This window comes from Streptomyces shaanxiensis (assembly GCF_039537145.1).
Lineage (GTDB): Bacteria > Actinomycetota > Actinomycetes > Streptomycetales > Streptomycetaceae > Streptomyces > Streptomyces shaanxiensis.
This window is the reverse complement of the sequence record NZ_BAAAZY010000011.1, coordinates 523,441-547,311: the sequence shown is the minus strand read 5'-3', so window position 1 is coordinate 547,311 and position 23,871 is coordinate 523,441. Positions and strand designations below refer to the sequence as shown.

The following is a 23,871-nucleotide window of genomic DNA, read 5'->3' as shown; positions in this document are numbered from 1 at the left end:
GAGCAAGGAGGCGGATCATGCGCACCACCCCGACCCTGCGGATCATGGCCGCGGCTCTGCTCACCGGTGGGGCTCTCGCGGTCGCGGCGGCGGGGACTCCGGCGGTGGCCGTGGACGATCACGACGGCCTGGTCAGGGGCACGGTCGTCTCCCACACCGACCTCAAGGTCAGGGAGGCCCCGACGACCCGGTCGGCCGTGGTCGACCGGCTCGCACCGGGCAGCGAGGTCCGCATCGAGTGCAAGGTGCGCGGTGAGCACATCGGCGGCAACCCGTTCTGGTACTGGCTGGTGGACTCCCATGGCTGGTCGAGCGCCGCCTTCGTGGACACCGGCGGACGCCACGTACCGGACTGCGCCGACCCCGTCCCTGAGTGGAAGGACGGCTCCTGGAGCAACTGGGACCCCTCGTGGAGCGTGTCGGCGTCCGGCTCGTGGAGCTGGAACGTGACCGTGACCGTGGGTGGATGAAGGGGAACGGGTCGGCCCCGGCGCCACCGGCGACCGGGGCCGATCCGTGCGTCCGTGGTCCGTGGCCCGCGTCCGTCACCTGGTACGGCGGCCCTGGGCGTCCTCGTGCGTGTAGTAGCGGTAGAAGAGCACGGCGAAGACGACCGCGCCGATCACGAGCCCCATGACCGCGGACCTGCCGACGGTCTTGTCGGTCTGGCCGTACAGGAACCCGAACGCGCTGCCCGCGAAGGCGGCCCACAGGATCGCGTGCACCTCGCGAATCGTGCGCGAGGCGACCCAGCGCACGGCGACGTACAGCACCATGAACGCTGCCGCGGTGACAAAGCCGAAGAGCAGGTTCCAGCCGGTGATCTCGCCGCCGGAGCGCCGGTTCGCCGCGGCCCAGTAGCCGTAGACGAGCCCGAGGACGACCGGTACGGCCACACTCGCGATGCGGTGTGTCCGCGCACTGAACACATCGGGCAGACCACTCGCCCCGGTCGCCGCCGCCCTTGACGTCCTTCCGCGGGACGCGGGTGCCGCATGAGCCATGAGAGCACTCCTCTCTCTCGTCGCCCCCGCAATCAAGGGCACACCTGGGGCGGTCGGCCGGCAAGTCGGCGGTGCCTGTCAGCCCGTCCGGGCGCCGGCCCCCAGGGACGGTCACGGGAACCCCGGGTACCCGGATGCGGCTGGGCCGACGCCGTGCTTCGCTGAGGCCCATGAGGGCCGTAAGCGACGGTTCAGCCGGCCCGCAGGGCGAAACGCTGCTGCGCGTGCGCGGCCGGAGTGTCGCCTGGGTGCCGCCGCTGCTGCTGCTCGTCGGCATCGTGCTGGTCGACTTCCGGACCAGCAGCGACTTCCGGATCCTGTCCTGGATCGTGCTGGTTCCCGGTATCGCCGCCACGATCTGCGGGGTGTGGGGGACGGCCGTGTACGCGGTGCTCGCCCCCGTCACCTACATCGCCGCGGACGCCACCCTGCCGCACGAGTACCAGGCCGGTACGCCCGACCTCGTCCTCGCCGGCATCGGCGGCGTCCTTGCCACGCTGGCCTGCGTGGTCCGGGTGCGCGAAGAGCGGCGCATGCTGCACATGCAGGACGTCGCCGAGACCATCCGCCGCACCGTGCTGCGCCCGCTGCCCCCGGGCTGGGGCGGCCTCGACCATGCGGCCGTCTATCTGTCCGCCGACAGCGAGGCCAGGGTCGGCGGCGACTTCTACGACATCCAGACCGGCCTGCACGGCACCCGCGTCATCCTCGGCGACGTCCAGGGCAAGGGGCTCGGCGCGGTGGAGGCGGCGGCCGCGCTGCTCGGCACGTTCCGTGAGGCCGCGTACCACGAGGCGGACCTGACGACGGTCGCCGTCTGCCTGGAACTGCGTATGCAGCGGCACATCCGGCTGCGCACCGCGCTCGGCAGGGAGGAGGGCGACCGGTTCGCCACCGCCGTGCTGCTCGGCTTCCCCGACGAGCGGCCGGGTGCGCTGGAGGCCGTCGTCCTCGGCCACGACGCCCCGCTGGTCGTCGGCCCCGACGGCGTACGGCCCCTGCCGCCGGGCAACGGTCTCCCCCTCGGCTACGGCGAACTCGACCCCGCCGACGGTCCGCCGCCCCTGCTGCGCGTGCCCCTCGCGCCCGGCGAGACGCTGCTGCTGACCACGGACGGCGTGACCGAGGCCCGGGACCATGACGGGGCCTTCTACCCGCTCGCCGCCGAGGTCACCGAGGCCGTCGCCGCCGACCCTGGCCTCGCGCGGCCCGCGCGGCTGGTCGCCTTCGTCCGGGAGCGGACGCTGCTGCACTGCGACGGGCATCTGGCCGACGACACGACGGTGTTCGCGGTGCGGAGGAGAACCGGTATGGGGCGAGCAGCTGTTGAGTAGTCACTGCCCGCGCTGCGTAAGGAGTTCAACCGGGTCAAGACCGCCGACCCGAGGTTCGCGGGCTGGTGGCAGGAGAATTCGAAGGAGGCTTACAACACCGGGCTGTCGAACGCGGCTGCCGCATTCGACAACTACGCCAAGTCCAAGCAGGGCAAACGCTAAGGGGGCCGGGTGGGTGTCCCGCGCCGCAAGCTGAAGCGGAAAGCCCGTCTGGCCTGCCGGTTCACCACCGGTACGATCCGTATCGAACCGGACGGCCGGCATGTCACTCTGCCCCGGCTGGGCACGATCCGCACCCACGAACCCACCAGCAAGCTCCTGGCCCGGATCAGGGCCGGCGCGGCGCGCATCCTGTCCGCGGCCGTCCGGCACGAACGCGGGCGCTGGTTTGTCTCCCTCCAGGTGGAGACCACTCGGGAGATCACCCGCGTCGACCGCCCAGATGTGGCGGTCGGGATCGATCTTGGAGTCAAGCACCTGGCGGTCCTGGCCGACAGTTCCGGCGAGATACGTTACGAGCCCAACCCGAAGCGCTTGGACGGTGCCCTCAAGCTGCTGCGGTTCCACTCCCGCCGCGCCTCCCGGCGGCAGGGTCCGGACCGTAAGACCGGACAGAAACCCTCGACGCGGTGGGAGAAAGCCAACTGCGAGCGCAACAAGATCCACCACCGGGTGGCGAACCTACGTACCGACTCGCTGCACAAGCTCACCACCCGCGTGCGTGCTGAGTACGGCACCGTCGTGGTGGAAGACCTCAACGTTGCCGGAATGCTCCGCAACAAGCGGCTCGCCCGCCGCGTGGCCGATGCCGGGTTCGGGGAGATCCGGCGTCAGCTCACCTACAAGGGCCGGCGTTACGCCTGCCCCACGATCGTGGCCAACCGCTGGTACGCAAGCTCAAAGACCTGCTCGAACTGCGGCGCAACGAAAGCCAAGCTGCCGCTGCATGCCCGAGTCTTCACATGCGATGCCTGCGGCCTGGTCCTGGACCGGGACGAGAACGCAGCCCGCAACCTGGTCGCCCTCGCGGCGGCCTGCATCACTGGTACCGGAGTGGCCGGAGACCAGGACACGCCACGCGTGTCGAAGCCCCGTGGAGCCAACCGTCAGACCCGCCGCCAACGCCCCGGCCACCACACTGGCCGGGGCGGGCGGGCAGGTGGCGCAAGCTTGCCGCACCAGCGGCGGAAGGAAACGGGAGACCGTCGTCAGGACACCGAAACGCAACCTGCGCTGTGGTGACACCGTCACGGACCTTCCAGGCGGAAACGTCTGGAATGCTGAGAGTCACTGAGACTTTGAGCAACGGAATGGGGACGGAATCGGGGGGCGTGGGGCGGGGCGGGCGAGGCGCAAACAGTCCTGAGATCCCGCTTTGCAGCCGCAGCGGTTACGGTGCTGCCGTACGTGATCGACGGGGGATGGGGAGGGACCGATGCCCGGAACCGTGCTGCTGTTGGCCGCCGCACCGGCGGGCAAGGGCTGTCTGGTGGACGCCGCCTCCGTGCTCCCCGTCCTCGCCGCCGTCGCGCCCACGGTGCTGTCCGGTACGGACACGGCGAACGTGGTGGAACTCGCCGACCCCTTGGAGCCGCAGGCCGTCCTCACCCGCCTACGGGCAGCCGCGGCCGCGCAGGCCCCGCTCACGGTCTTCCTCTCCGGCCAGCTCCAACTGGACCGCCGCCAGCACCTCCCCCACCTGGCGCTGGCCCGCACGACCCCCGCGACGGTCCGCTACACCGGGTTCCCCTGGCACTGGATCCGCGAGGAACTGCGCCTGCGCGCACCCGGTTCGACGTCCATCCTCCTCGACCTGCACGCCGACACGGAGACCTGGGAGTGGCTGCGCGCCAACGCCCTGGACTCGGGCCGCAACACCACGGTCTACGGCCGCATCGCCCCACCGCCGAGCCGCCGTACGGTGGCGGTGCCGACGTACATGAAGGCCCTCGCCACCATCCTCCGCAGCGGCCACCGCCCACCCCTCGACCAACTCCACCAGCAGGTACTGACCCGCATCTCCCCCGAGGGCGGCGTGGGCACGGACATCGTGCTGACAGCACATGCCCCGGCACAGTTCCCCGCACGGGGCGCTGCGCAGGTGCCGGTACAGGTGCCGGTGCCGGTATCGGGCCAGGCCCTGAGGCAGGCTCCCGTACAGGTGCTGCCGCAGAGCCCGGCGGGCGGCCCGGCACGGCTTCACCCCCAGCCACCTGCGGCGAGTTCGGGCGAGGTCCTGCCGTCGCCTGCGGGGAGCACGGTGCAGCTCCTGCCTCAGAGGCCCTCGGAGGGGTCGGGGCAGGCTCCGGCACAGGTTCAGCCGCAGCAACTCCCGCAGAGCCCCGGCCCGATGCCAGCGCTGAGCCCCGCGCCGAACTCTGCGCCGATCCTGGGGCAGGCACCGGCGCAGGTTCTGCCGCAGGAGCCCCGGGAGAGCCCTGCGGAGGTTTCGGGGCCGGGCCCCGCTCAGGTCCTGCCGCAAGACTCCGAGCCAAGTCCCGCGCAGCTCCCGGCCCAGCTCCCCGCAGAGTTTCTGCCGCGGAGCCCCTCGGAGAGCCCCGGGCAAACCCCCGTGCGGAACCCGGCGTCGACTCTGCCGACTCCGACGACTCCGCTGACTCCTCCCCCGATGCCTGCGCACAGTCCCGCGCAAATGCAAGCACCGAGCTCAGTACCAAGCCCAGCCCAGAGCCTGCAGCCCAGCGCAGCCCAGAGCCTCCCGCCGGGCCCCGCACAGCGTCCCGCCCAGCCCTCCACTCAGGCCCCCGTCCAGCCCTCCACCCAGCCCTTCGCCAGGCCTTCCGCCCAACCCCTCACCCAGCCCTTCGCCGGGCCTCCCGCCCAACCCCCGTCGCAGCCCTCCGTCGGGCCCTCGGCTCAGCCCAGGTCCCAGCCCGCGTCCCCGCCCCCGTCCCAACCCCCCACCCCCAACGACCCCCACGCCGCCATCGCCACCGCCGTCGAGTCAGGTCGGCACGGTGAGGCCGAGGCGTTGGCCGCGCATTATGAGCAGGTTGCTCTGCGGGCCCATGGGCCGGCGTCCGAGGAGGCTCTGCACTGGATCGAGGTGCGGGCCGATCTGGCGATGCTGGTGGGGGATCCGGTGCGCAGTTGCCGTACCTGGCTGACGGTTGCCTCGGCGCGGCTCTCCGCGGGGCAGGCCGCGGACACGCCCGCGGTGGAGGCCGCGGTGGACCGGGCCCACCACCAGTGGGGGCAGATCAAGGACACCGCCCCCGCGCGCGAACTCGGCCCCGTGCTCGCGGAGCTACGGGGCCGAGTGCCGGGACGGCGGCAGGGCGCTCTGGAGAACGTCCTCCAGCAGCTGCAGCAGTTGCAGACGCAGAGCTGAGCCGCTCAGCTCGCGGTGCCGTCCTGCCGCGTCACCTGGTGAACGTGAAGTACGTCCAGCCGCCGTACGTCGTCGCGTTGACGTTGTCGCCCGACGCCGTGTCGATGTAGGAGGAGCGGATCCGGAAGCGGACGCCCGTGGGCGGGGTGTCGTCCAGCTGGACGGAGTCCTTGCCGTAGCGGTCCAGGGCGAAGTACTCGGCGGCCGTCGTGTGCCAGGCCCCGCTGTAGTACTGCTGGATCTGGAACTGGTACTTGCGGCCCGGGTACATCGTCATCGTCGTGTTGAGGATCGGGTCCTTGGACTGGTGGAAGTAGTAGTACTTCGCGTTCCAGGCCGTGGCCGTCTTGTAGGCGCCGCTCAGCGAGGTCGAGATCGCCACCTTGGTGTAGACGGTGTTGGTCGTCGTCTTCGCCGCGTACCGCGTGTCGCCCGTGAACTTCGCGCTGATCTTGGTGTCCCGCGTCAGGCGGACGCTCGCGGTGAGGTTGCCGTTGGCGTCGACCGTTCCCTTCTTCACCAGAGTGTTGGGTTTGTCGGAGCCGTACGGGTCCGCCCAGATCTCCACCGTGCGGTTCTTGTACGTCGTGCCGAGGTGCGCGGTGAAGGTGACGGCGCTGTTGTAGCCGTACACCTTGAGGTTGTTGTTCAGCGTCAGCGTGGTCGCCGACTTCGTGACCGTCAGCGAGTGCGAGGCGGTGGCGGGCGCGTGGTCCGCGTCACCGGCGTAGGTCACCGTGTACGTCACCTTGCCGCCGGCCGGCGGGGTGTCGGTGAAGGAGTACGAGCCGTCGGCGGCGACGGTCGCGGTGCCGAGGGCCTTGCCGCTCGGGGACTCGTCGTCGGTGCGGGTGACCGAGACGGTGGTGCCCGCCGGGAACGGCGCCGAGGAGGTCAGTGAGCCGGTCAGCGTCAGCGGCTTGGCTCGGGTCGCCGTGGCGGGGGCCGTCGCCGTGAGGGTGGTGGCCGCCTTCGTCGGGGCGTCGAAGATGCGCAGCGAGTAGGAGTCGCTGTTGTTCAGCGACACCGCGAACAGCTTGCTCTCGTCCGGCGCCCAGGCCAGGCCGCGCGCGGCGAGGGTGTCGGCGCCGCTGCTGGTGCCGGTGTTGGGGAAGTCGTACTGCTTCACCGGGGTCGACACGCCCTGCTTGAAGACGTGCACGTCCGGGTCGTACCAGGAGCTGGTGCCCGCCGCGACATCGCCGTTCGGGGCGATGTCCACCGCGTTCGGGTAGGTGTTGGTGACGTACTTGCCGTCCGAGGACAGGTCGGAGAGCTTGTAGACCGCCTGGTAGTACGGGGCGCCGCTGGCCGTGATCACGTCCTTGCCGTCGGGCGTGACCGCGAGGTCGGCGAGGTTGCCGCCGCCGGTGTTGCCCGGGTCGAAGGCGTACGCCGTCTGGGTCGCCGTGCCCGACGAGACGTCGTACACGGCGAGTGAGGCCGGGCTCTGGCCCACCGCGCCCGCGACCAGGGTGCCTGGCGCGCCCGCCGAGGCGTCCAGGATCGGGGCCTCGTAGAAGAGGCGGCCGGTGTTCTGGCCCAGGGCGACGGCCGGGTCGGTGCCGGTCGGGTCGAGCGAGCCGAGGTTGCCGCCGCCCCCGGAGCCGTAGCTGAACCAGAGCTTGCCGCCGGTGAGGGCCACGTACCTGGGGCCCGCCGTGCCCGTCGAGAAGCGGCGGGCCTCCGTCGCGGTGGCCGTGTCGATGGCGACGACCGCGGCGGCGCCCGCCACCGCCGCGTACAGGGTGCCCGAGTCGGGCGACAGCTCCAGGCCGCGCACGCCGGGCAGCGAGCCGACGGTGCCGACGAGCTTGCCCGCGTAGTCGGTGACGACGACCTGCCCCGCGGTCGGGTCGCTGATGAAGACCCGCTGGTGGACGCCGTCGACGACCATGTCGCCGGCCGACTTCAGGGACACGGCCGTGCTGGAGTCGGCGGCCGCCGTCCCGCCGCCGGTCGCGACCAGGGCGACCGAGCTGAAGAGGACCGCGAGTGCCGTCGCGGCAGGGAGAGTGCGTCTGCGCACGGTGGTTTCGAACCCCCCGGAACGAAAAGTGAGGGGCGGCCGCGGCAGAGAGGGCACGCGGACCGCCGTAAGTGATCGCAGGCTAGATCATGGCGCCGACAGCCGGGTGAAAGGGGTACGTGAGAGACAGGTGTGAACGCGGGAGCCTGGCGGGACAGGAGGGGTGTCGCGTCAGTAGTGGTAGCGGGCCTGGGCGATCTCCACCGCCCCGTCTTTCACCCGGTACACCAGGCGGTGTTCGTCGGTAATCCTCCGGGACCACCAGCCGGACAGGTTCTCCTTCAGCGGTTCCGGCTTGCCCGCACCCTCGAAGGGCGTGCGCTGGATCTCCTTGACCAAGCGGTTGATCCTCTTGAGGATCTTCGGATCGGCTGTCGCCCAGTACGTGTACTGCTCCCAGGCATGGCCGGAGAAAACGACCTTCATACGGTGGACCGGTCCTCCGTGTCGATCAGGTCCCTCGCCTGCCCCTCACCGGCGTCCAGTTCCGCGATGGACTCCATGAGGAGTCGTGCATTACGCGGCGAGCGCAGCAGATAGACCGTCTCCTGCCAGGAACGGAAGTCCTCGGCGGACATGATCACGACATCGCCGTGCTCGCGGGAGGTGACCTCTATGGGTTCGTGGTCTTCGTTGACCTGCCGGATCAGCGGGTAGAAGCGCTGCCGGGCCTCGTTCGCCGAGATCGACATCGGGCTGACCTCCGAGCATGTCTGGATAACGCAGCCAGTCGTACCAGTCGTACGGCTTTACCGTACCAGTCTCCGAGTGGAGTGAACGCGGGAAGCCCCCGGCGGAAAGGGGGGAGTGTCCCGCCGGGGGCTGGTCGGTGCCGGTCCGTCCCGTCAGAACGCGGGGACCTCGCCGGGCCGGGCCTTGTTGATGTTGCTGACGAGGTTGTTGGTCAGCGGGAAGTTGGCCCTGCCCCACTGGGAGTTCCACAGGGCGTCGCGCGGCGCCTGGGGCATCTGCTCCATGGTGACCAGGGCCGGGGTGTCCCACTGGTTGCCCGGGCCCCAGGCCTCCGTGTCCTCGCCCCACTTGGCGAAGCGGAAGGCGTGCGTGCTCGCGCCGTCCTTGTGGTAGACGATCTTGACGTGGTTGCCGTCCATCGGCACCTCGTTGATCGGGTGAGTGCTGTAGCCGCCGTGCCGGGAGGCGGCCAGGTAACGGGGACGCTCCTCGCCCTGTTTCTGGAAGACCACGACGGACTCCCAGTCGTGGCGGTGCCCGAAGGCGTCGGCACCGTTGAGCGTCTGGTCCTTCTCGAAGTAGAGCGCGTAGACGTAGGCGCACCAGCCGTTTCTGCACAGGGACTGCGAGTACGTGTTGGCTCTGCCGAGGTGGCCGTCCCGGCAGCCGCCGGTGATCGAGCCGCTGTTGTTGAGGCCGCCGTTGAGGTGTCCGGCCGCGTCCACCGCCGCCGCGGGGAAGCAGCCGTCCCCGTCGTAGTCGAACAGCGGCATGTACTTGTTCTGGAAGGTGCTCGCGTTCCACGGCAGCGGGTCCAGGACGGCGGCGTTGGCACTGCCCGTCAGACCGACGGTCAGGGCGGCGGCGCTGCCCAGGACGAGGGCGGCCTTGGCGAGACGGGACCGTCGGCGGGGCTTGGCTGTCTGCGGCATGTGGGTGCTCCAGTCGGTTCGTTCTGCCGGGAGTCCGGCGGGACGAGACCGAGACTGGAGCGCGCGGAATTGATCGGCGGCATGTTCTGAACAGGGCGATCAATCGTCCTGGGCGTTTCGGGCGGATGTTCCTCGTTGCGTCAACAGCCGTTCCTCTCGCGCCGTTCGCCGTTCACCTCACGTTGCGCCTCGGCCTTGGCGTCGCACTCGAACCAGACGGTCTTGCCGGGCCGGTCGGTCAGGGGAACCCACCCCCACCGATCCGTGACGGCCTCGACGATCCCCACTCCGCGCCCGCCCTCGGAGAGTTCGGAGAGTCCGTCCACAGCTGTGGACAACGGCGGGCACGGGCTCGCGTCGGTGACCTCGACGCGCAGTCCCTGCCCCTCCGGCAGCCGCAGGATCAGTACCGCGGCACGCCGGTCGGGACGACAGTGGCGTACGACGTTGGCGACCAGCTCGGTGAGCGCTAGGGCCGCCGAGTCGTACAGGTCGTCCATCTGCCATGCGGCGAGATACAGGCGGAGGATGCGGCGCAGGTGCCGGGCGGAGTGCTCACCGAGAGCGAAGTTCGGTGCCGTACCGACGGCCTGCGAACCCGACGTGGAGATGTACCCGCTGTCGCTGCCGTGCACATGGGCTTGCAGGTCGTAGTTCGTGTTCCAGGTCGTGAAGCCGTTGGCGAAGATGTCGTTCGGGGACCGGGAGTCGCCGCGGTACAGCACACCGGGCAGCCGGCCCTGCGAGAAGCCGTTGGCGGGCTCGTCCTGCGCGCTCGCGGAACCGGTGGTCGTCACGAGCGCACCGGTGGCGAGCAGCGTCACCATCAGGAACTGAAGGATGAGGAAGAGAGGCTTCGGCAGCCGGCGCTGCGTCTGCGGCCGAGGCGCGCCGCGCTGGGGCGGATCCGGCCTGACCGCACCGAGACTGGCGAGCGAAGAGTTGATCGTCAGCCCTCTTTTGTCGGAGCAATCAATTCCGCGTTATTGGGCCATCGATTCCGCGTGGAGCGGCTGCAACGCCGCAAATCGCCGGAGCCAGGCGGCCAGTGGCTTCGGCAGAGGGCGTGATGCGTCGTCCGAGAGAGGGTGTGCAGCGACCGGCCAAAGCCCAGGCCGAAGCCCGACTCCTCGCGGCCGACTACAACCTGGGCCGCGTCGCCCCCCGGCGACTGCACCGCAGCGAAGCGCACCACCAGCGCCGAACGGCACAAGGCCGAACGCCTGGGCAGGGAACGCGCCGCGCGCGAGGAACTGCGCGAGACCGTGCGCCGCACAGTGTCCAAGGCCGCTGATCCTCACGCGGGGCTGCACACCCGCCGGTACGGGGCGTCCGGTACGTAGGTGTGCCATTGGGCTCGGCTCAGTCCGGACCCGCCGGTGCGGGTGCACACCCGCGACAGGGCGTGGGCGGGGTCGAGGTCGTATCGCTGGAGGGGGACGTGGGTGCTGCCCGCGTACAGGGTGGTGCCGCGTGCGTCGAAGGCGAGGGTGTACACCGCCTCCCCGGGTGTGGTGAGCAGCCCGCCGATCGGTTGCCCGGTCGGCACGTCCCACAGTTGCAGGCCGCCGTTGCTCCCGCCGACCGCCAGGGTGCGTCCGTCCGGGCTGATGGCGAGGGCCGACACCGCTTCCGGCGGGGGGCCGATCGGGGGCCGGAAGGTGTTGGGCAGCGTGGTGACCCGGTGGCGGAGATCGCCGTCCCACAAGGTGACCCGGCCGGTCATGTCACCGGCCGCCAGCCGGGAGCCGTCTGGCGAGAACGCCAGTGCGCCCAGCGGGCTGCCCTCGACGAGGTCCGCCCCGCTCCATCGCCAGGACGGCGGGCGGGCTGCGGTGCCGTCGCCCGCGAGCAGCCGTCCGTCGCCGCGGAGCGTCGCATGGTCCCCGGCCGGGTCGCCGGGCACCTTGATGCGTCGTCGGCTGCGGGTGTCCCACACCTCGCCGAATGATCGGTCGTCGTCGCCCAGGCGCGTGAGATGCAGGGTGCGGCCCTCTGGGCCGAGTGCGGCCTCGGCCACCGAGGGACCGGAGAGGTCGAGTGTGGTGACGACGTGCTCGTGCGGCACGTCCCAGATCGTGAAGGACTCGGTGCCGAGCGTGTGCCCGGCCGCTGTGACGCCGTACCCGAGGCGGGTGCCGTCCGTGCTGAACCGCACCCGACCACCTTCGCCATCGTCCGGTACGAGGGGCTGCCCGCGGCGCTGCGCAGCTGCCGCAGCTCATGGGCGAACCGCGCTACCGGCCCGGCCGACGGGTCCACTGGCCTCTCGGGACGCCCCATGGGCTCGTACCTCCGTGCATGAGGCGAAAGCGACATCGAGTGATATCGGCAGCCATGACCATGGGAGGCCGGTCATGGCGACCGCACTAATCACGAGTGACGAGCGATGACTCCGATCAATCACACAATGTTGATCCGGCCGGTGGAGGGGCCTGCGAATCAATTTCCGCGCTGCCAGTGTCGGTGGGGCAGGCCGGGCCCCCGGCCCACCGACCACGCACAACGGAGCGCACACCATGTCCCGAGCACACATCTTCCGCAGGCTCAGCACATCGGCCGTACTCTCGGCGGCCCTCGCCGGCGCCGTCGCCCTCGCCGGCCTGGGCGGCAACCTCACCACCGGTGCGCAGCACCAGTCGCTGGGCGGGCACGTCCAGCTGGCCAGCGCGACGTACCCGACCGATGGCATGACCTTCGACCTGACGAACGCCGGCCCCGACCGGTACGACGCCATCATCAACTTCCTCCGCGAACGGGGCGGCGGCTCGAACCTCTACCAAAGCATCCGTCTCACACGGACGGACAACGACTACTTCCCCCTCACCCTGCGGGTGGGTCAGACCGCGGTCACTCTGATCTTCAACGCGCGGAACGGGTACGTGACCGGCTGGTTCAACGAACAGACCCGCCAGTACGTCCGGCTGGCTCACGGACCCGTTGCATATGAGGGGCAGGAAGGGCAGAACAGGGAGTGGCTCAACTACAACGACATGGAGCGTGCCGCGGGGGTCGACCGCGGTTCCCTCGGCATCACCATGGGGTCCATCCAGGGTTCGATCAGCGACCTGGCGAGGGGCAACAGTCAGGACCAGGCGCGGGCCCTGCTCGTCCTTGTCCAGGCCCTTGCCGAGGGTGCCCGCTTCGACTTCATCTCCTACCGGATCGGCCAGGCGATGCGCAACTTCGGCACCTTCTACGCCGGGTCCTCGTCCGTCATCAACGGCGGGTCGGGCGCCATCCAGCTGACGTCCCTGGATCTGGAGAACAACTGGTCAGGCCTGTCCCAGGCAGTCGAGAACGCGACACACAACGGCTGGCCCATTAACTACGAGATCGGCAGTGGGGCTTTCACGAGGATCCAGCAGCTTGACGAGCAGCTGGCCATGGCCCTGTACATCAAGATGTAGCCCGAAAGCACGCAAAGCAGCCCGAACATGGTAAGCGGGCTCGGGAGCCGGACAGTGTCCGCCCTCGAGCCCGCTTACCGTCGCCGGGCGGTCCTCCCCGCGACCGGCCTGTCGGGCGGTCTCGGGCTCGATGGCCAGGTGGGCTTTGTATCCGTCCTGCTGGTGGGTGCGGGTCTTTTGGATGCGGCGGGCTTTGAGTCGACGGTGGACATGACCCGGCCTGCAACGGTCCCCCTACTGATGCGCCAGCGTCCATCGCGGCCGTCTGAGTCCTCGGCCGGCTCCACGTCCTCGCCCAACTGGGCAAGGAGTGGCGGGGCCTGGCCACCCGCTACGACAAGACCGCCACCAGCTACCTCGCCGGACTCCACCTACGCGGTGCCGTGATCTGGATCCGCAGCCTCCGACCGACGTGATTCGAGTACAGGGCTATCAGGCTCGGACGTGTCTCCTATCGCTGCGATAGCCATACGATGCCGGCACTGCCCGCGAAGTGCCCGGAATGTGGACCGCCTCTGGCAGATTGCCCTGTGGGTTGAGACCGTAGCTCGTGCCGTTTGCCCAGGTGACGGGGGCGCGACCGCTGGATTCGCCCGCGGGCGGCCCGTCGGCGGATACGGCGCCGGCGTTGCCGTAGGGCTCAGGCGCACTCGGTGCGCGCGCCGGGATGGACCATGAAGGCCAGGTCCAGGGACTCGCGCAGCATCCAGAGGTCGTCCGCCACGCCAGAGCGCGAGGATGCGCTCGAGGTCGCACTCGCCGCTCTGTATGGCAACTGTCCGGACGACGAGCAAGCGTTCGACAACCTGCCAGTTCCTCTCAGGGAGCGAGCCCTGGCCCTCAGCGAAATCTTCCGACCCCGGACGAGTGTGCGGAAAGCGTGTTCGGGGATGGCTCTTTGCGCCGCGGCGTCCGTGCCGTCACTCGCCTGAGCGACCTTGCCGCCACCTGCACCTTCGCCCTCCAGGACGCGGGCTCCGTGCGTGAGCGATGCGTGAGCGGACCGCCCGGCAGGAGGCGTCATGAGCCGGATGGAGTACGCCGCCGCGTGGCGCTGATCTGGTTCGAGTGCGACGACCCGACGAGAGACCAGCTCCGCCGGGGAGGTGACCGACGTCGAAACCCTTGCCCCACCGACGCTCGCAACCGGAACGTTGATTTCCACGTCCCATTTGTCAGGTCAATCAGTTTCGTGGGCGGAAGGGGTTGATCGACGGAAGGGGATTGATGCACCTCACATGGCGCATCGCCTCGACGTCACCCGCAGGCAACCCGGGCGTCACCGGACGGCTTGTACGTTCGTCGCGCGCGATGTCCCTTTCGCCAGCCATACGGAGGTGTGCGCATGGGGCGCCCGGAAAGACCGCTGGACCCGACGGCCGGTCCCGTGCCGCGGCTCGCGCACGAGCTGCGGGAGCTGCGCAGGACCGCGGGGAACCCGTCGTACCGGAAGATGGCCGAGTCGGCCGGTTTCTCCGCGACAACGCTGTCACAGGCCGCGGCCGGCGAGCGGCTGCCGTCCCTCGCCGTCGTCCAGGGCTATGTGCGGGCCTGCGGCGGCGACCCGGACGAGTGGGAGCCGCGGTGGAAGGGCGCCGAGGCGGAGGCGGCGGAGGAGGTCCGCGAGGACGACGAGGACGCGGCGCCGCCCTACCGGGGCCTCGCCCGGTTCGAGCCGGCCGACCAGGGCCTGTTCTTCGGCCGGGACCGGCTGACGGAGGACCTGCTGCAGCTGGTGTGCGGGCACCGGTTCGCCGCGGTGTTCGGTGCGTCCGGCAGCGGGAAGTCGTCCCTGCTGCGGGCCGGACTGATACCCCGGCTCCAGGAGGAGATCGCGGACCGGGGAGGTCCGGCGGTGCTGCGGGTGCTCACTCCCGGCGACCGGCCTGCCACCAGATACGGCCATCTGCTGACCCCGGCGGCGGACGAGCCGGAGAGCTGGGTGGTGGTGGACCAGTTCGAGGAGCTCTTCACCCTGTGCCGGGACCGGGCCGAGCGGGCCCGGTTCATCGACCTGCTGCTCACCGCCCGGGACCCGGACAGCCGGCTGCGGGTGCTCATCGCCGTACGGGCCGACTTCTACCCCCGCTGCGGCGAGCACCGAGGCCTGGCGGACACGCTGTGCGGCGCCGGGCTGCTGGTCGGTCCGATGACCGCGGAGGAGCTGCGCGAGGCGGTCGTCAAGCCGGCGCAGCAGGTCGGGCTCCTGGTGGAGCGTGAGCTGACCGCGCGGATCGTGGAGGAGGTCCTCGACGAGCCCGGCGGGCTGCCGATGCTCTCGCACGCGCTCCTGGAGACCTGGCGGCGCCGCAAGAGCCGGCTGCTCACCCTGGCCGCGTACCAGGCGGCGGGCGGGGTGCGCGGCGCTATCGCGGCGAGCGCGGAGGAGGCGTACGGGCAGCTGACCGCGGAGCAGGCGGATTCCGCCCGGCTGCTGCTGCTGCGGATGGTCGAGCCCGGCCAGGGCACCCCGGACACCCGGCGCCCGCTGACCCGGGTCGAGCGTGCGGAGGTGGCCTGCCCCCACCTGCCCCTGGTGGTGGAGCGGCTGGCCCGCGCCCGGCTGCTGACCGTCGACGAGGACGCCGTCCAGCTCGCCCACGAGGCGCTGATCACCTGCTGGCCGCGGCTGCGCGGCTGGATCGAGGAGGACCGCGAGCGGCTGCGCCACCACCGGCGGCTGACCGAGGCCGCCCGCGTCTGGCTGGAGCACGAGCGCGACCCCGGCGCCCTGTACCGGGGCACCCGCCTGAACCGGGTGGCGGAGCTGTTCCCCGACCCCGAGCACGACTACTCCCTGACCGCGCCGGAACGCGAGTTCCTCACCGCCGCGCTGGCCGCCCGCGAGGCGGAACGCCGGGCCGCCGCCCGCGCCACGCGCCGGGCGCGGGCCGCGGTGGGCGTGCTGTCGGCCGTCCTCGCGGTGGCGCTGATCGCCGGTCTGGCCGCCTGGACCCAGAGCCGGGACAACGAGCGCCGCCGCATCGACGACGAGGCCCGCCGTATCGCCGCCGTCGCGGACGGCCTGCGTACGACCGACCCGCGCACCGCACAGCTGCTGGGCGTCGCCGCCTGGCGCGTGTCCGAGCTGCCGGAGACACGGCGGGCGCTGCTGGGCTCGCTCGGCCAGCAGGAACTGGACACCTTCAGCGACCCGGCACCGGGCGCCGGCCCCTTCCGCCGTCTGACGGACTCCGGTCGCACCCTACTCAGCGTCGAGGGGCGCACCTGGCGGACCTGGGACGTGGCACGACACCGGCGGATCGCCGAGGGGCGGCTGCCGGAGGCCGGCACCGATGTCGGGGCGAGCCCGGACGGGCGGCTGCTGGCGATCCAGGGGCATGGCCGGGACGACGGGGTTCGGCTGTGGGACACGGCTGCCGGACGCTGGGTCGGTGACCGGCTGCCGGCGTGGTCCTTCGTGGACTTCGCCGAGAGCACGTATGCCGTGGGCAGTGCGGAAGACGACCGGGTGGGGGTGCACTCGGCCGCGGACGGGAAGCTGCTGTTCGAGACGGAGTCGGACGGCACGGCGCCGAGCGACGACGGCCGGCTGATCGCGGTCTGCCCATTCGGGAGTGGCGCGCCGCAGGTGCGGGACCTCAGGGACCGGCGCACGGTGCACGGGCGCTGGGAACGCGTGGGCGACGTCTGCGGCCATGAGCGCCTGCAGCTGGTGCTCGGCGGGGGACGGTGGCTCGCCGCGGTGCTCCCGAGCGGCGTGCGGATCTGGGACGTCCGCTCGGGGGAGCAGCTGCCCGACCTCCCCCACACGGGAGTGACGTACGCCGCCTTCAGCAAGGACGGAAACTTCCTGGCGACCGCCGACGGGGAGGAGATCAGGGTGTGGCGGCTGGGCGTCGACAACCCGGTGTTCCGGCACTCCCTCAACAACCAGCACCTCGGCGGTCTGGCCTGGGACCCCGCCCACCCGGTACTGCGCTATCTGGAGGCCGGCACGGTCCACACCCTGGACGTCGCGACGGCCGTGACGTCCGCCTGGCAGGACGAGTCACTGGACAGGGTGTGGCTGAGCCCGGACGGCCGCACCCTCGCCACCGTGCGACGCACCGGTGACACCCACCGCTTCGAGCTGCGCGACGCCCGCGACGGCCGACTGCTCAGGACACTGCCGCCCACGCCGCTCCCCGTATCGCGCGACCCCTCCCGGCCGGTACGCCCGAAGGACACTCTCCCCCTTCTGGCCTTCACCCCCGACGGCAAGGCGCTCGCGTACGCCGTCTCGGCGCCCGGTTACGAGGCGTCCCCGCAGCGCCTCACGATCTGGGACGTCACCCGGGGCCGGGTCCGCACGACGCTGGACCTGGCGGCGCAGCCGTCGGCCGGGGCGGTGATCACGATCGCCCTCGGCCCGGACGCTCGCACGCTCCACATCACCCGCACACCGGCCATCGGCGAGCTGAGCAACGAGACCTGGGACATCGCCCGCCACCGCCGGACGGCCGTCCTCACCGGCCTGTCCAGCAGTTACCTGGCCGTCCGTCCCGACGGCGGGCTCCTGGTCGGCGACAACCGCACGGTGGCTCTGCCCGGCGGCAAGGCCACCCCAAGTGACCTGGTCCAGGGCGATCAGATCGGCGCCCTCGCCTTCGCTCCGGACGGTTCGCGGCTCGCGGCGGGGGACCAGGCGGGCCGGGTGGCGCTGTGGGACGGGAAGCTCCGGCAGCGGGAGGGGACCCTGCCGAACGTCTTCCCCGCGCTCCCGGAGGGCGTGGACGAGGAGTTGACGGGCGACACCTCCGAGGCCGTCAGCGCCCTCGCCATCAGCCCCGACGGCCGCACGCTGGCGGTGGGCGGCGAGGCGGGAAGTCTGCAGCTGTGGGACATCGCCACCCACCAGCCGCTCGGCGGACCGCTGACCACACCCGGCGACGCGATCGACACGGTGGCGTTCGGCGCGGACAGCGGCACGGTGTACGCGGGCAGCGCGCACGTGCCTCTCCAGCGCTACACCATCGACCCGGCCCGGGCGGTCGAATCGGTCTGCGCGCGGGCGGGAGAGCACGAGCTGACGCCGGCGCAGTGGCGCACGTACGTGCGTGACGTGCCGTACCGCAGGCTGTGCGGCGACTGACTCGCCGGGCGTTGATTCGCCTGGTGAGAGCCGATTGATTGACCTGACGGAGAGGGTGGCCGATCAACTCCCGGCCCCCCGACGATCGACCTGTCGCTGCCCTGGTTCCGAACTCCCCCCTCCTCGGCCGGGGCAGCGGCCCGGCCCGACGAACGGGTCGCGGCATCCGACAGGAGAACCCCCACATGAAGATCCTGAAGAACGGCCGCCGCCGGACGGCGATGCTGACGTCGGCGCTCGCCCTCGTGCTGATCCCCTTCTCCGCGGGCACGGCCAGCGCCAACACCACCCCCGGCTGGGGCGACGACATGCCCGACGTGATCTGGGACTGCAACAACGGCAACGCCGATTCGTGCCAGTACCACGAGCAGAACGCCGAGACCGAACTCGGCGAGCGGCATCAGGTCTCCAACGTGATCAGCAACTGCGCCAGCAACCGGGACCTGACCCTCACCCGTACCGACACCGCCACCACGAGCACCGAGTACGCCTTCGAGCAGCAGACGTCCGTGGAGGTGTCCGCCGGCTTCAGCGACGTGTTCGAGGCCGGGATGAAGGCCAGCGATACGCAGACGGAGACCTGGAAGGTGGGCGAGGCCCACACCAGGACCGAGACCCACACCACGACCGTCCCGGCCGGCCAGCAGGGCGCCTGGTGGTTCGCGCCGTACGTCCGCCACTCCCAGGGCTACCTGGAGGTCCACTACGGCGAGCGCAACCACGGCCACTACATCTGGTACTACCCCGGCAACGGCGGCCTTCCGGGCATCGACGTCATAACCCCGGTCTTCCTCCCGACCGGCGAGCTGAAGGGCAACTTCTACTGGGCGACCTGGAACTGCTGACTCAGGGGAAACGTAACAGCACACTCGTTCGAGTGAACGGCTCCGCATTCGCTGTGCAGGCTCCGCGTCTACCCTGGGAGGGTCGCGTCGAGCGGGGGAGGTCTGTCATGGCGGTGGCGGAGCCGATCATCATGCCGGGGTACCAGGGCGAGGCCATTCACGGGCCGTACGACGACCCGGACGGCGACAGCGACGCGGACAGCGGCGTGCCCGACTACACGGGCGCGGGTGTGGAGCAGGTCTTCGAGCTCTTCAGTGCGACGGCCCCAAAGGGCTGGCGCGTGGAGTTGATCGAAGGAGAGATCTGCGCGACGCCACCGGCCGACGCGGACCATGAGTTGATCGTTTCGGAGCTCACCGATCAGGTTGCCGAGCGACGCCGTGACCGATCCCTGCGCAACTGGACGGGCATCGGACTGAACGTCCCTGGCGCTTCCGAGACCGGACACGTCGTCCCCGATCTGGTCATCGCCCCGGCGAGAAGCTTCCAGGGTGACCAGAAGTGGAATGACCCGTCCCCTGCCCTCCTCGTCGCCGAAGTCACCTCCACCAGCACCGCCGACCGCGACCGCGAGAAGAAGATCCACGGATACGCCCGCGCCGGCATCCCCGTCTACCTCCTCATCGACCGGGAGGAGGGCGAGGTCACCGTCTACTCCGAGCCGTCAGACGACGACTACGCCAAGGGGGCGAAGCACAAGCTGGGCCTGACCGTGTCCCTCCCCGCCCCCCTGGGCTTCGACCTGGACACCGCGGAGTTCTGACGGCTCCGCCGCCCGCGCCGGCCCCGCGTTCGCTGCCAGGATCAGCGTCACCACGGCCACCACTGCCGCGGCGACGCCTCGGGTGTAACGCTCGGTGGTGCTGGTGGGTTCGAGCACGGCGACCTACCTCTCAGCAGCTCGGGCAGCTCTCAGCGGGAATGTGTTAAGCGCGTTTAATACACGGTTTAACCTAGGGGTGGTCCGAGCCGAACGGCAAGGGGTGCTGGGGGAGTTGGGGCGATGGCCGAGCGTGACGACCCGGGGGTCATCGGGCGCCGGGTGCAGCAGCTGCGCGTCGAACGCGGACTGACCCAGCGGCAGTTGGCGGAACCGGCCTACACGCCCGCGTACATCTCCACACTGGAGTCGGGCCGTGTACGCCCCTCCGATGACGCGCTGCGGCATCTCGCCGACCGGCTCGGCGTCGGCTTCGAGGAACTCGCCACCGGGCGCCCCGCCCACCTCGCCACCGATCTGCGGCTGCGCCTGACCGGGGCGCAGCGCACGCTCGCCGCCGGAGAGGCCGAGACGGCCGCGGAGCAGTACGCCGCCCTGCTCGCCGAGGCACGGCGGCACGAGCTCCTCGAAGTGGAGGCCGACGCCCTGCTCGGACTCGGCGAGTGCGGTCTCTACACCGGCGAACTGACCGAGGCCCGGGACCACTTCGAGCGGGCCGAGCAGGTGCTCGCCGAAGCCGACGCCCCACTGCCCGCCCGCGTCCCGGCCCTGCGCGGAAGGGCCGTGTCCCACTACCTCGCCGGGGAGCTCCGCTACGCCGTCTACCTCCTCGAATCCACCCTCGACGAGCTGAACCGCGGCGGCCTGCACGACCCCGACGCCCTGCTCCTGCTCTACGCCAGCGCCATCGGCCCCTACATGGACATGGGCGCCCACGCCCGCGCCGCCCAGGCCGCCGAGTACGCCCTCGCCCTCGCCCCGAAGGCCGCGGACCCGGCCCTGGTCGCCCGTATGCACCGCTCCGTCGCCCGCACCCTCCTCGCCGAGGGGAGGATCGCCGAGGCCGACGCCTCCCTCGCCAAGGCCGCCGAGCTGTACCGGCAACTGCAGATCCGCACCGAACTCGCCAACTGCCACTGGATGCGCGGCTACGTCTACGCCCAGAACGGCGACCTGGAGCGCGCCGAGGCCGAACTGCGCGAGGCCCGGACCATGCTCACCGCCCAGCGCGCCGCCCTCTACACCAGCCAGGTCGCCGTAGAACTCGCCGACGTACTGCACCGGCGCGGCAAGTCCGACGAGGCCGCCGCCCTCCTCCACGAGGTGCTCAGCGACCTCAGCCCCGAACGCGGCGCCCTGCACTCCGCCGCCGCCCACCGCCTCCTCGGCATCATCGCCGAGGACGCCCACGACACCGAGACCGCCGAGGAGCACTACGTCCGGGCCCTGAGCCTGCTGGAGCGTGCGGGCGCGGCCGGCGACCTCGCCGACCTGTGCCGGCTGCTGGGTGACCTGCTGCGCCGCACGGGGCGGGTGGAGGCGGCCCTGGACGCGTACCGGACGGGGCTGGGGCACCGTACGGCCCCCGGCACGACCACCCTCGGACCGGCCCCCGCACAGCCGCCTCTGTGACGAACCCAAGGCTGCGCACAGGTCGCACCGGTTAGCCTGCGCGGGGGCATTCGGACGGGCTCGGACAGGTGGGGACAGGCGCGTGGAGAACCAGCGGACGGTGGCCGACGGGCTGCGGATCGCCGTACGCGCACTCGTGTACGCCGTGCTCGGCGGCGCCGCGCTCATCGCCATCGCCACGGTCGTCTCGGTCCTCGGGCCGATGCTCGCCCTCGACCTCTACACCCCGCCCGTCGCCGCCTGGTGGACCGTCTTCACGGCGATCGCGGTGCAGGGCGTGCCGTTCCTGCTGCTCGGCACGGTCGTCTCGGCGGCGATCGGGGCCTTCGTACCGGAGAAGGTCTTCAGCCGGCTGCTGCCGCGCAACCAGGCGCTCGCCGTGCCCGTCGCCGGGGCGGCCGGTGTCGTCCTGCCGGGCTGCGAGTGCGCGTCCGTGCCCGTGGCCGGGAGCCTGATGCGACGCGGCGTCGCCCCCGCGGCCGCCCTCGCCTTCCTCCTCTCCGCCCCCGCCATCAACCCGGTCGTGCTCGTGGCCACGTCCGTCGCCTTCCCCGGTCAGCCGGAGATGGTCCTCGCCCGGCTCGTCGCCTCGCTGGCCACGGCCGTGGTGATGGGCTGGCTGTGGGCCCGGTTCGGCCGCGAGCAGTGGCTGCGCCCACCGAAACGGCACACCGACCCCACCGCCACCGGCCTGCGCGCCTTCACCGCCGGGCTCCAGCACGACTTCCTGCACGCGGGCGGCTTCCTGGTGCTGGGCGCGGCGGCCGCGGCGACCTTCAACATCGTCGTGCCCCGCTCGGTCCTGGACCTCTTCACCGACTCGCCCTGGCTGTCGGTGCTGCTGCTGGCGCTGCTGGCGGTCGTCCTGTGCGTGTGCAGCGAGGCGGACGCGTTCGTCGCCGCCTCCCTGACCGGCTTCTCGCCGACCGCGCGGCTGGCGTTCATGGTGGTCGGCCCGATGGTGGACCTGAAGCTGATCGCCCTCCAGGCGGGCACCTTCGGACGGTCCTTCGCCCTGCGGTTCTCGTCCGTGACGTGGGTCGTGGCCGTGGTGAGCAGCGTGCTGGTGGGCTGGTGGGTGCTGTGAGGCGGTACGGGCCGGCGGTGCTGCTGCTCCTGACGGGGGCGGCGATCCTGCGCATCTCACTCTTCAGCGAGCTGTACCTGCGGTACGTGCAGGCGGGACTACGGCCGTACCTGGTCGTGTCCGGGTTCCTGCTGGTGCTGCTTGCGGTGGCCGCGGCGCTCGTCGGGCGACCGGAACAGGAACCGCACGCCGAGCAGGGCCAGCACACAGAGCACGGCGAACACACCGGCCGCGATCAGCAACGCGAGCACGGCGAGCACGACAAGTCCGGCGACGATTCCCACGCCCACGATCAGCACGGCGGCCACCATAGCCCCCGCGTCGCCTGGCTTCTCACCCTCCCTGCCCTCGCGCTCCTGCTCTTCCCGCCGCCCGCCCTCGGCTCCTACAGCGCCGAACGCGAGGCCGCTCAGCAGGCGGCGCAAGGGGTCGGGGCCTTCCCGGCGCTGCCGTCCGGGAACCCGCTGGAGCTGACGCTCGCCGAGTTCGGCTCCCGGGCGATCTACGACAGCGGACGCTCGCTGGCGGGCCGTACGGTCCGGCTGACCGGCTTCGTCACCCGCGACGGCGACGGCACCTGGTACGTCACCCGCCTCCTCGTCGCCTGCTGTGCCGCCGACGCCACCACCAGCAAGGTCGAGATCCGGGGCGTGGACACGCCGCCCGTCGACGCCTGGGTCACCGTCACCGGCACCTGGCAGCCCAAGGGCACGCTCGGCACGGACGGGGCCTGGCCGCCGGTCCTGGACGCCGCGTCGGTGCGGCGGATCGCACAGCCGGCGAACCCGTACGAGAAGCGTTGAGAGCCGGGGAAAGGGTGCTCGCCGGGGCGGCCGACGGGTTTCGTGGGCCGGGCCACGGGTAGTCGGGCGTCGTCCGGGGCGGGCGGTGGAGGTGGCCGCCGAGCGGGGGCCTTGGAGCAAGCAGGCCGCGCTCGGAATGAGGAGGCTGCCGTGCGGCCCAGAGACGAGCATCGAGGTGAGCGGGGCCGGGAGTGCGCCGGGGCCGCGGACGCGATCGCCGACGGCGTACGCGACGTGGGGCCCGGCGACATCCCGGCGCGGCTCTGCGACGTCGCCGTACGACTGCTGCCCGTGACCGGCGCGAGCGTGTCGCTGCACAGCGACGGCATGCCGGTCCAGCTGGGGGCGAACAACGCGCAGGCCGCGTATGTGACGGAGATCCAGGCCACGCTGGGCGACGGTCCCTGCCAGTCCGCCGCGGAGAGCGGGGCGCCGGTGCTGGCCTGCGATCTGACGGCCGGGCGGGACGTGCTGCGCTGGCCGGTCTTCGCCCAGCAGGCCACGGCCGCCGGGGTGCGGGCGGCGTACTCGATGCCGCTCGGCAACGACACGGTGTGCGTGGGCACGCTCGACCTCTACCGCGACACCCCCGGCGACCTCACCGACCACGACCTGCGGACGGCGCGCCTGATGGCCGGGATGATGACCGTGGCGCTGATGGCGCTGTCGCGCATGGACGAGGTGGGCGAGCCGGACGACGAACGCTGGCTGAGCGGCCTCGGCGCCGACCACGACCATGTCTACCAGGCCACCGGCATGATCATGGCCCAGCTGGGCGTCGGCACCGACGAGGCCCTGGCCCGCCTGCGCGCCCACGCCTTCGCACACGGCCGTACGGCGCTGGACGTGGCCCAGGACGTGGTGGCACACCGGCTGCGCTTCGACCGGGACCAGGACCAGCCCTAGGCCGTACGGGCCGGGCCCGCCTAGGAT

The 23,871-nt window shown here is 71.3% G+C and carries 19 protein-coding genes and 3 pseudogenes; 14 read left to right on the top strand and 8 right to left on the bottom strand.

Annotated elements, in window-relative coordinates; all coding sequences use genetic code 11:
- Positions 1-17 precede the first annotated feature (17 nt).
- The gene (locus tag ABD932_RS22255; RefSeq protein ID WP_345015285.1) at positions 18-470 is read left to right on the top strand and encodes an SH3 domain-containing protein; all 453 of its coding nucleotides are present in this window, start codon (positions 18-20) and stop codon (positions 468-470) included.
- A gap of 75 nt (positions 471-545) precedes the next feature.
- Here ABD932_RS22255 and ABD932_RS22250 read toward each other — a convergent pair whose 3' ends face one another.
- A complete protein-coding gene (locus ABD932_RS22250) occupies positions 546-1,004 on the bottom strand; it encodes a hypothetical protein (protein ID WP_345015284.1) in 459 nt (152 codons plus the stop codon).
- A gap of 170 nt (positions 1,005-1,174) precedes the next feature.
- Between ABD932_RS22250 and ABD932_RS22245 the strand changes: the two genes are divergently transcribed.
- The 3 genes and pseudogenes from ABD932_RS22245 to ABD932_RS22230 all read left to right on the top strand — a co-directional run.
- A complete protein-coding gene (locus ABD932_RS22245; protein WP_345015283.1) occupies positions 1,175-2,338 on the top strand; it encodes a PP2C family protein-serine/threonine phosphatase in 1,164 nt (387 codons plus the stop codon).
- Between the two features lie 171 nt (positions 2,339-2,509).
- Entirely contained in the window at positions 2,510-3,580 is a 1,071-nt protein-coding gene (locus tag ABD932_RS22240; protein ID WP_345015282.1) for an RNA-guided endonuclease TnpB family protein, read from the top strand.
- A gap of 1,684 nt (positions 3,581-5,264) precedes the next feature.
- Positions 5,265-5,690 (top strand): annotated as a pseudogene (locus ABD932_RS22230) (hypothetical protein); the annotation flags it as partial.
- A 31-nt stretch (positions 5,691-5,721) separates the two neighbouring features.
- Here ABD932_RS22230 and ABD932_RS22225 read toward each other — a convergent pair.
- The 5 genes from ABD932_RS22225 to ABD932_RS22205 all read right to left on the bottom strand — a co-directional run bounded on the left by ABD932_RS22225 (position 5,722) and on the right by ABD932_RS22205 (position 10,171).
- A complete protein-coding gene (locus ABD932_RS22225; RefSeq protein ID WP_345015281.1) occupies positions 5,722-7,719 on the bottom strand; it encodes an Ig-like domain-containing protein in 1,998 nt (665 codons plus the stop codon).
- Positions 7,720-7,890: 171 nt separating this feature from the next.
- A complete protein-coding gene (locus ABD932_RS22220) occupies positions 7,891-8,145 on the bottom strand; it encodes a Txe/YoeB family addiction module toxin (RefSeq protein WP_345015280.1) in 255 nt (84 codons plus the stop codon).
- Positions 8,142-8,411: a type II toxin-antitoxin system Phd/YefM family antitoxin gene (locus tag ABD932_RS22215; protein WP_345015279.1), complete on the bottom strand. Its 270-nt coding sequence runs from the start codon at positions 8,409-8,411 to the stop codon at positions 8,142-8,144. Before ABD932_RS22215 ends, ABD932_RS22220 begins: the two co-directional genes overlap by 4 nt.
- A gap of 153 nt (positions 8,412-8,564) precedes the next feature.
- Positions 8,565-9,344, bottom strand: a complete 780-nt coding sequence (locus ABD932_RS22210) for an NPP1 family protein (RefSeq protein WP_345015278.1) — start codon at positions 9,342-9,344, stop codon at positions 8,565-8,567.
- Between the two features lie 140 nt (positions 9,345-9,484).
- A complete protein-coding gene (locus tag ABD932_RS22205; protein ID WP_345015277.1) occupies positions 9,485-10,171 on the bottom strand; it encodes an ATP-binding protein in 687 nt (228 codons plus the stop codon).
- A 254-nt stretch (positions 10,172-10,425) separates the two neighbouring features.
- Here ABD932_RS22205 and ABD932_RS22200 point away from each other — a divergent pair.
- Positions 10,426-10,633, top strand: a pseudogene (locus ABD932_RS22200) (mobilization protein); the annotation flags it as partial.
- A gap of 8 nt (positions 10,634-10,641) precedes the next feature.
- Here ABD932_RS22200 and ABD932_RS22195 read toward each other — a convergent pair.
- Complete coding sequence (locus ABD932_RS22195; protein WP_345015276.1) at positions 10,642-11,502, bottom strand: WD40 repeat domain-containing protein; 861 nt, start codon at positions 11,500-11,502, stop codon at positions 10,642-10,644.
- A 361-nt stretch (positions 11,503-11,863) separates the two neighbouring features.
- Here ABD932_RS22195 and ABD932_RS22190 point away from each other — a divergent pair, with 361 nt between their 5' ends.
- The 5 genes and pseudogenes from ABD932_RS22190 (at position 11,864) to ABD932_RS22170 (ending at position 19,458) form a co-directional block, all read left to right on the top strand.
- A complete protein-coding gene (locus tag ABD932_RS22190; RefSeq protein WP_345015275.1) occupies positions 11,864-12,754 on the top strand; it encodes a ribosome-inactivating family protein in 891 nt (296 codons plus the stop codon).
- Positions 12,755-13,059: 305 nt separating this feature from the next.
- A pseudogene (locus tag ABD932_RS22185) lies at positions 13,060-13,170 on the top strand (IS5/IS1182 family transposase); the annotation flags it as partial.
- A gap of 929 nt (positions 13,171-14,099) precedes the next feature.
- Entirely contained in the window at positions 14,100-17,849 is a 3,750-nt protein-coding gene (locus ABD932_RS22180) for an nSTAND1 domain-containing NTPase (protein ID WP_345015274.1), read from the top strand.
- Positions 17,850-18,034: 185 nt separating this feature from the next.
- On the top strand, positions 18,035-18,694 hold the full coding sequence (locus tag ABD932_RS22175; protein ID WP_345015273.1) for a hypothetical protein: 660 nt from the start codon (positions 18,035-18,037) through the stop codon (positions 18,692-18,694).
- Between the two features lie 107 nt (positions 18,695-18,801).
- Positions 18,802-19,458 carry a Uma2 family endonuclease gene (locus ABD932_RS22170; RefSeq protein WP_345015272.1) on the top strand — a complete coding sequence of 219 codons (657 nt, stop codon included), beginning with the start codon at positions 18,802-18,804 and terminating at the stop codon, positions 19,456-19,458.
- Here ABD932_RS22170 and ABD932_RS22165 read toward each other — a convergent pair.
- The gene (locus ABD932_RS22165) at positions 19,360-19,575 is read right to left on the bottom strand and encodes a hypothetical protein (RefSeq protein WP_345015271.1); all 216 of its coding nucleotides are present in this window, start codon (positions 19,573-19,575) and stop codon (positions 19,360-19,362) included. The two genes, ABD932_RS22170 and ABD932_RS22165, sit on opposite strands and share 99 nt — an antisense overlap.
- A gap of 123 nt (positions 19,576-19,698) precedes the next feature.
- On the opposite strand from ABD932_RS22165, the gene ABD932_RS22160 reads away from it, so the two are divergent.
- The 4 genes from ABD932_RS22160 (at position 19,699) to ABD932_RS22145 (ending at position 23,844) form a co-directional block, all read left to right on the top strand.
- On the top strand, positions 19,699-21,048 hold the full coding sequence (locus ABD932_RS22160) for a helix-turn-helix domain-containing protein (RefSeq protein WP_345015270.1): 1,350 nt from the start codon (positions 19,699-19,701) through the stop codon (positions 21,046-21,048).
- A gap of 82 nt (positions 21,049-21,130) precedes the next feature.
- Positions 21,131-22,135 (top strand): permease, encoded by a 1,005-nt coding sequence (locus ABD932_RS22155; protein WP_345015269.1) that lies wholly within the window; start codon positions 21,131-21,133, stop codon positions 22,133-22,135.
- On the top strand, positions 22,132-22,938 hold the full coding sequence (locus ABD932_RS22150) for a TIGR03943 family putative permease subunit (RefSeq protein ID WP_345015408.1): 807 nt from the start codon (positions 22,132-22,134) through the stop codon (positions 22,936-22,938). The genes ABD932_RS22155 and ABD932_RS22150 overlap by 4 nt, the downstream gene beginning before the upstream one ends.
- A gap of 150 nt (positions 22,939-23,088) precedes the next feature.
- On the top strand, positions 23,089-23,844 hold the full coding sequence (locus tag ABD932_RS22145; protein ID WP_345015268.1) for a GAF and ANTAR domain-containing protein: 756 nt from the start codon (positions 23,089-23,091) through the stop codon (positions 23,842-23,844).
- The last annotated feature ends 27 nt before the right edge of the window (positions 23,845-23,871 follow it).

Bases quoted from the DNA above. Each gene is read 5' to 3' on its own strand.
- ABD932_RS22215 (WP_345015279.1), bottom strand. From the start codon at position 8,411: ATGTCGATCTCGGCGAACGAGGCCCGGCAGCGCTTCTACCCGCTGATC.
- ABD932_RS22210 (WP_345015278.1), bottom strand. From the start codon at position 9,344: ATGCCGCAGACAGCCAAGCCCCGCCGACGGTCCCGTCTCGCCAAGGCC.
- ABD932_RS22220 (WP_345015280.1), bottom strand. From the start codon at position 8,145: ATGAAGGTCGTTTTCTCCGGCCATGCCTGGGAGCAGTACACGTACTGG.
- ABD932_RS22250 (WP_345015284.1), bottom strand. From the start codon at position 1,004: ATGGCTCATGCGGCACCCGCGTCCCGCGGAAGGACGTCAAGGGCGGCG.
- ABD932_RS22255 (WP_345015285.1), top strand. From the start codon at position 18: ATGCGCACCACCCCGACCCTGCGGATCATGGCCGCGGCTCTGCTCACC.
- ABD932_RS22180 (WP_345015274.1), top strand. From the start codon at position 14,100: ATGGGGCGCCCGGAAAGACCGCTGGACCCGACGGCCGGTCCCGTGCCG.
- ABD932_RS22175 (WP_345015273.1), top strand. From the start codon at position 18,035: ATGAAGATCCTGAAGAACGGCCGCCGCCGGACGGCGATGCTGACGTCG.
- ABD932_RS22170 (WP_345015272.1), top strand. From the start codon at position 18,802: ATGGCGGTGGCGGAGCCGATCATCATGCCGGGGTACCAGGGCGAGGCC.
- ABD932_RS22190 (WP_345015275.1), top strand. From the start codon at position 11,864: ATGTCCCGAGCACACATCTTCCGCAGGCTCAGCACATCGGCCGTACTC.
- ABD932_RS22160 (WP_345015270.1), top strand. From the start codon at position 19,699: ATGGCCGAGCGTGACGACCCGGGGGTCATCGGGCGCCGGGTGCAGCAG.
- ABD932_RS22245 (WP_345015283.1), top strand. From the start codon at position 1,175: ATGAGGGCCGTAAGCGACGGTTCAGCCGGCCCGCAGGGCGAAACGCTG.
- ABD932_RS22205 (WP_345015277.1), bottom strand. From the start codon at position 10,171: ATGGTGACGCTGCTCGCCACCGGTGCGCTCGTGACGACCACCGGTTCC.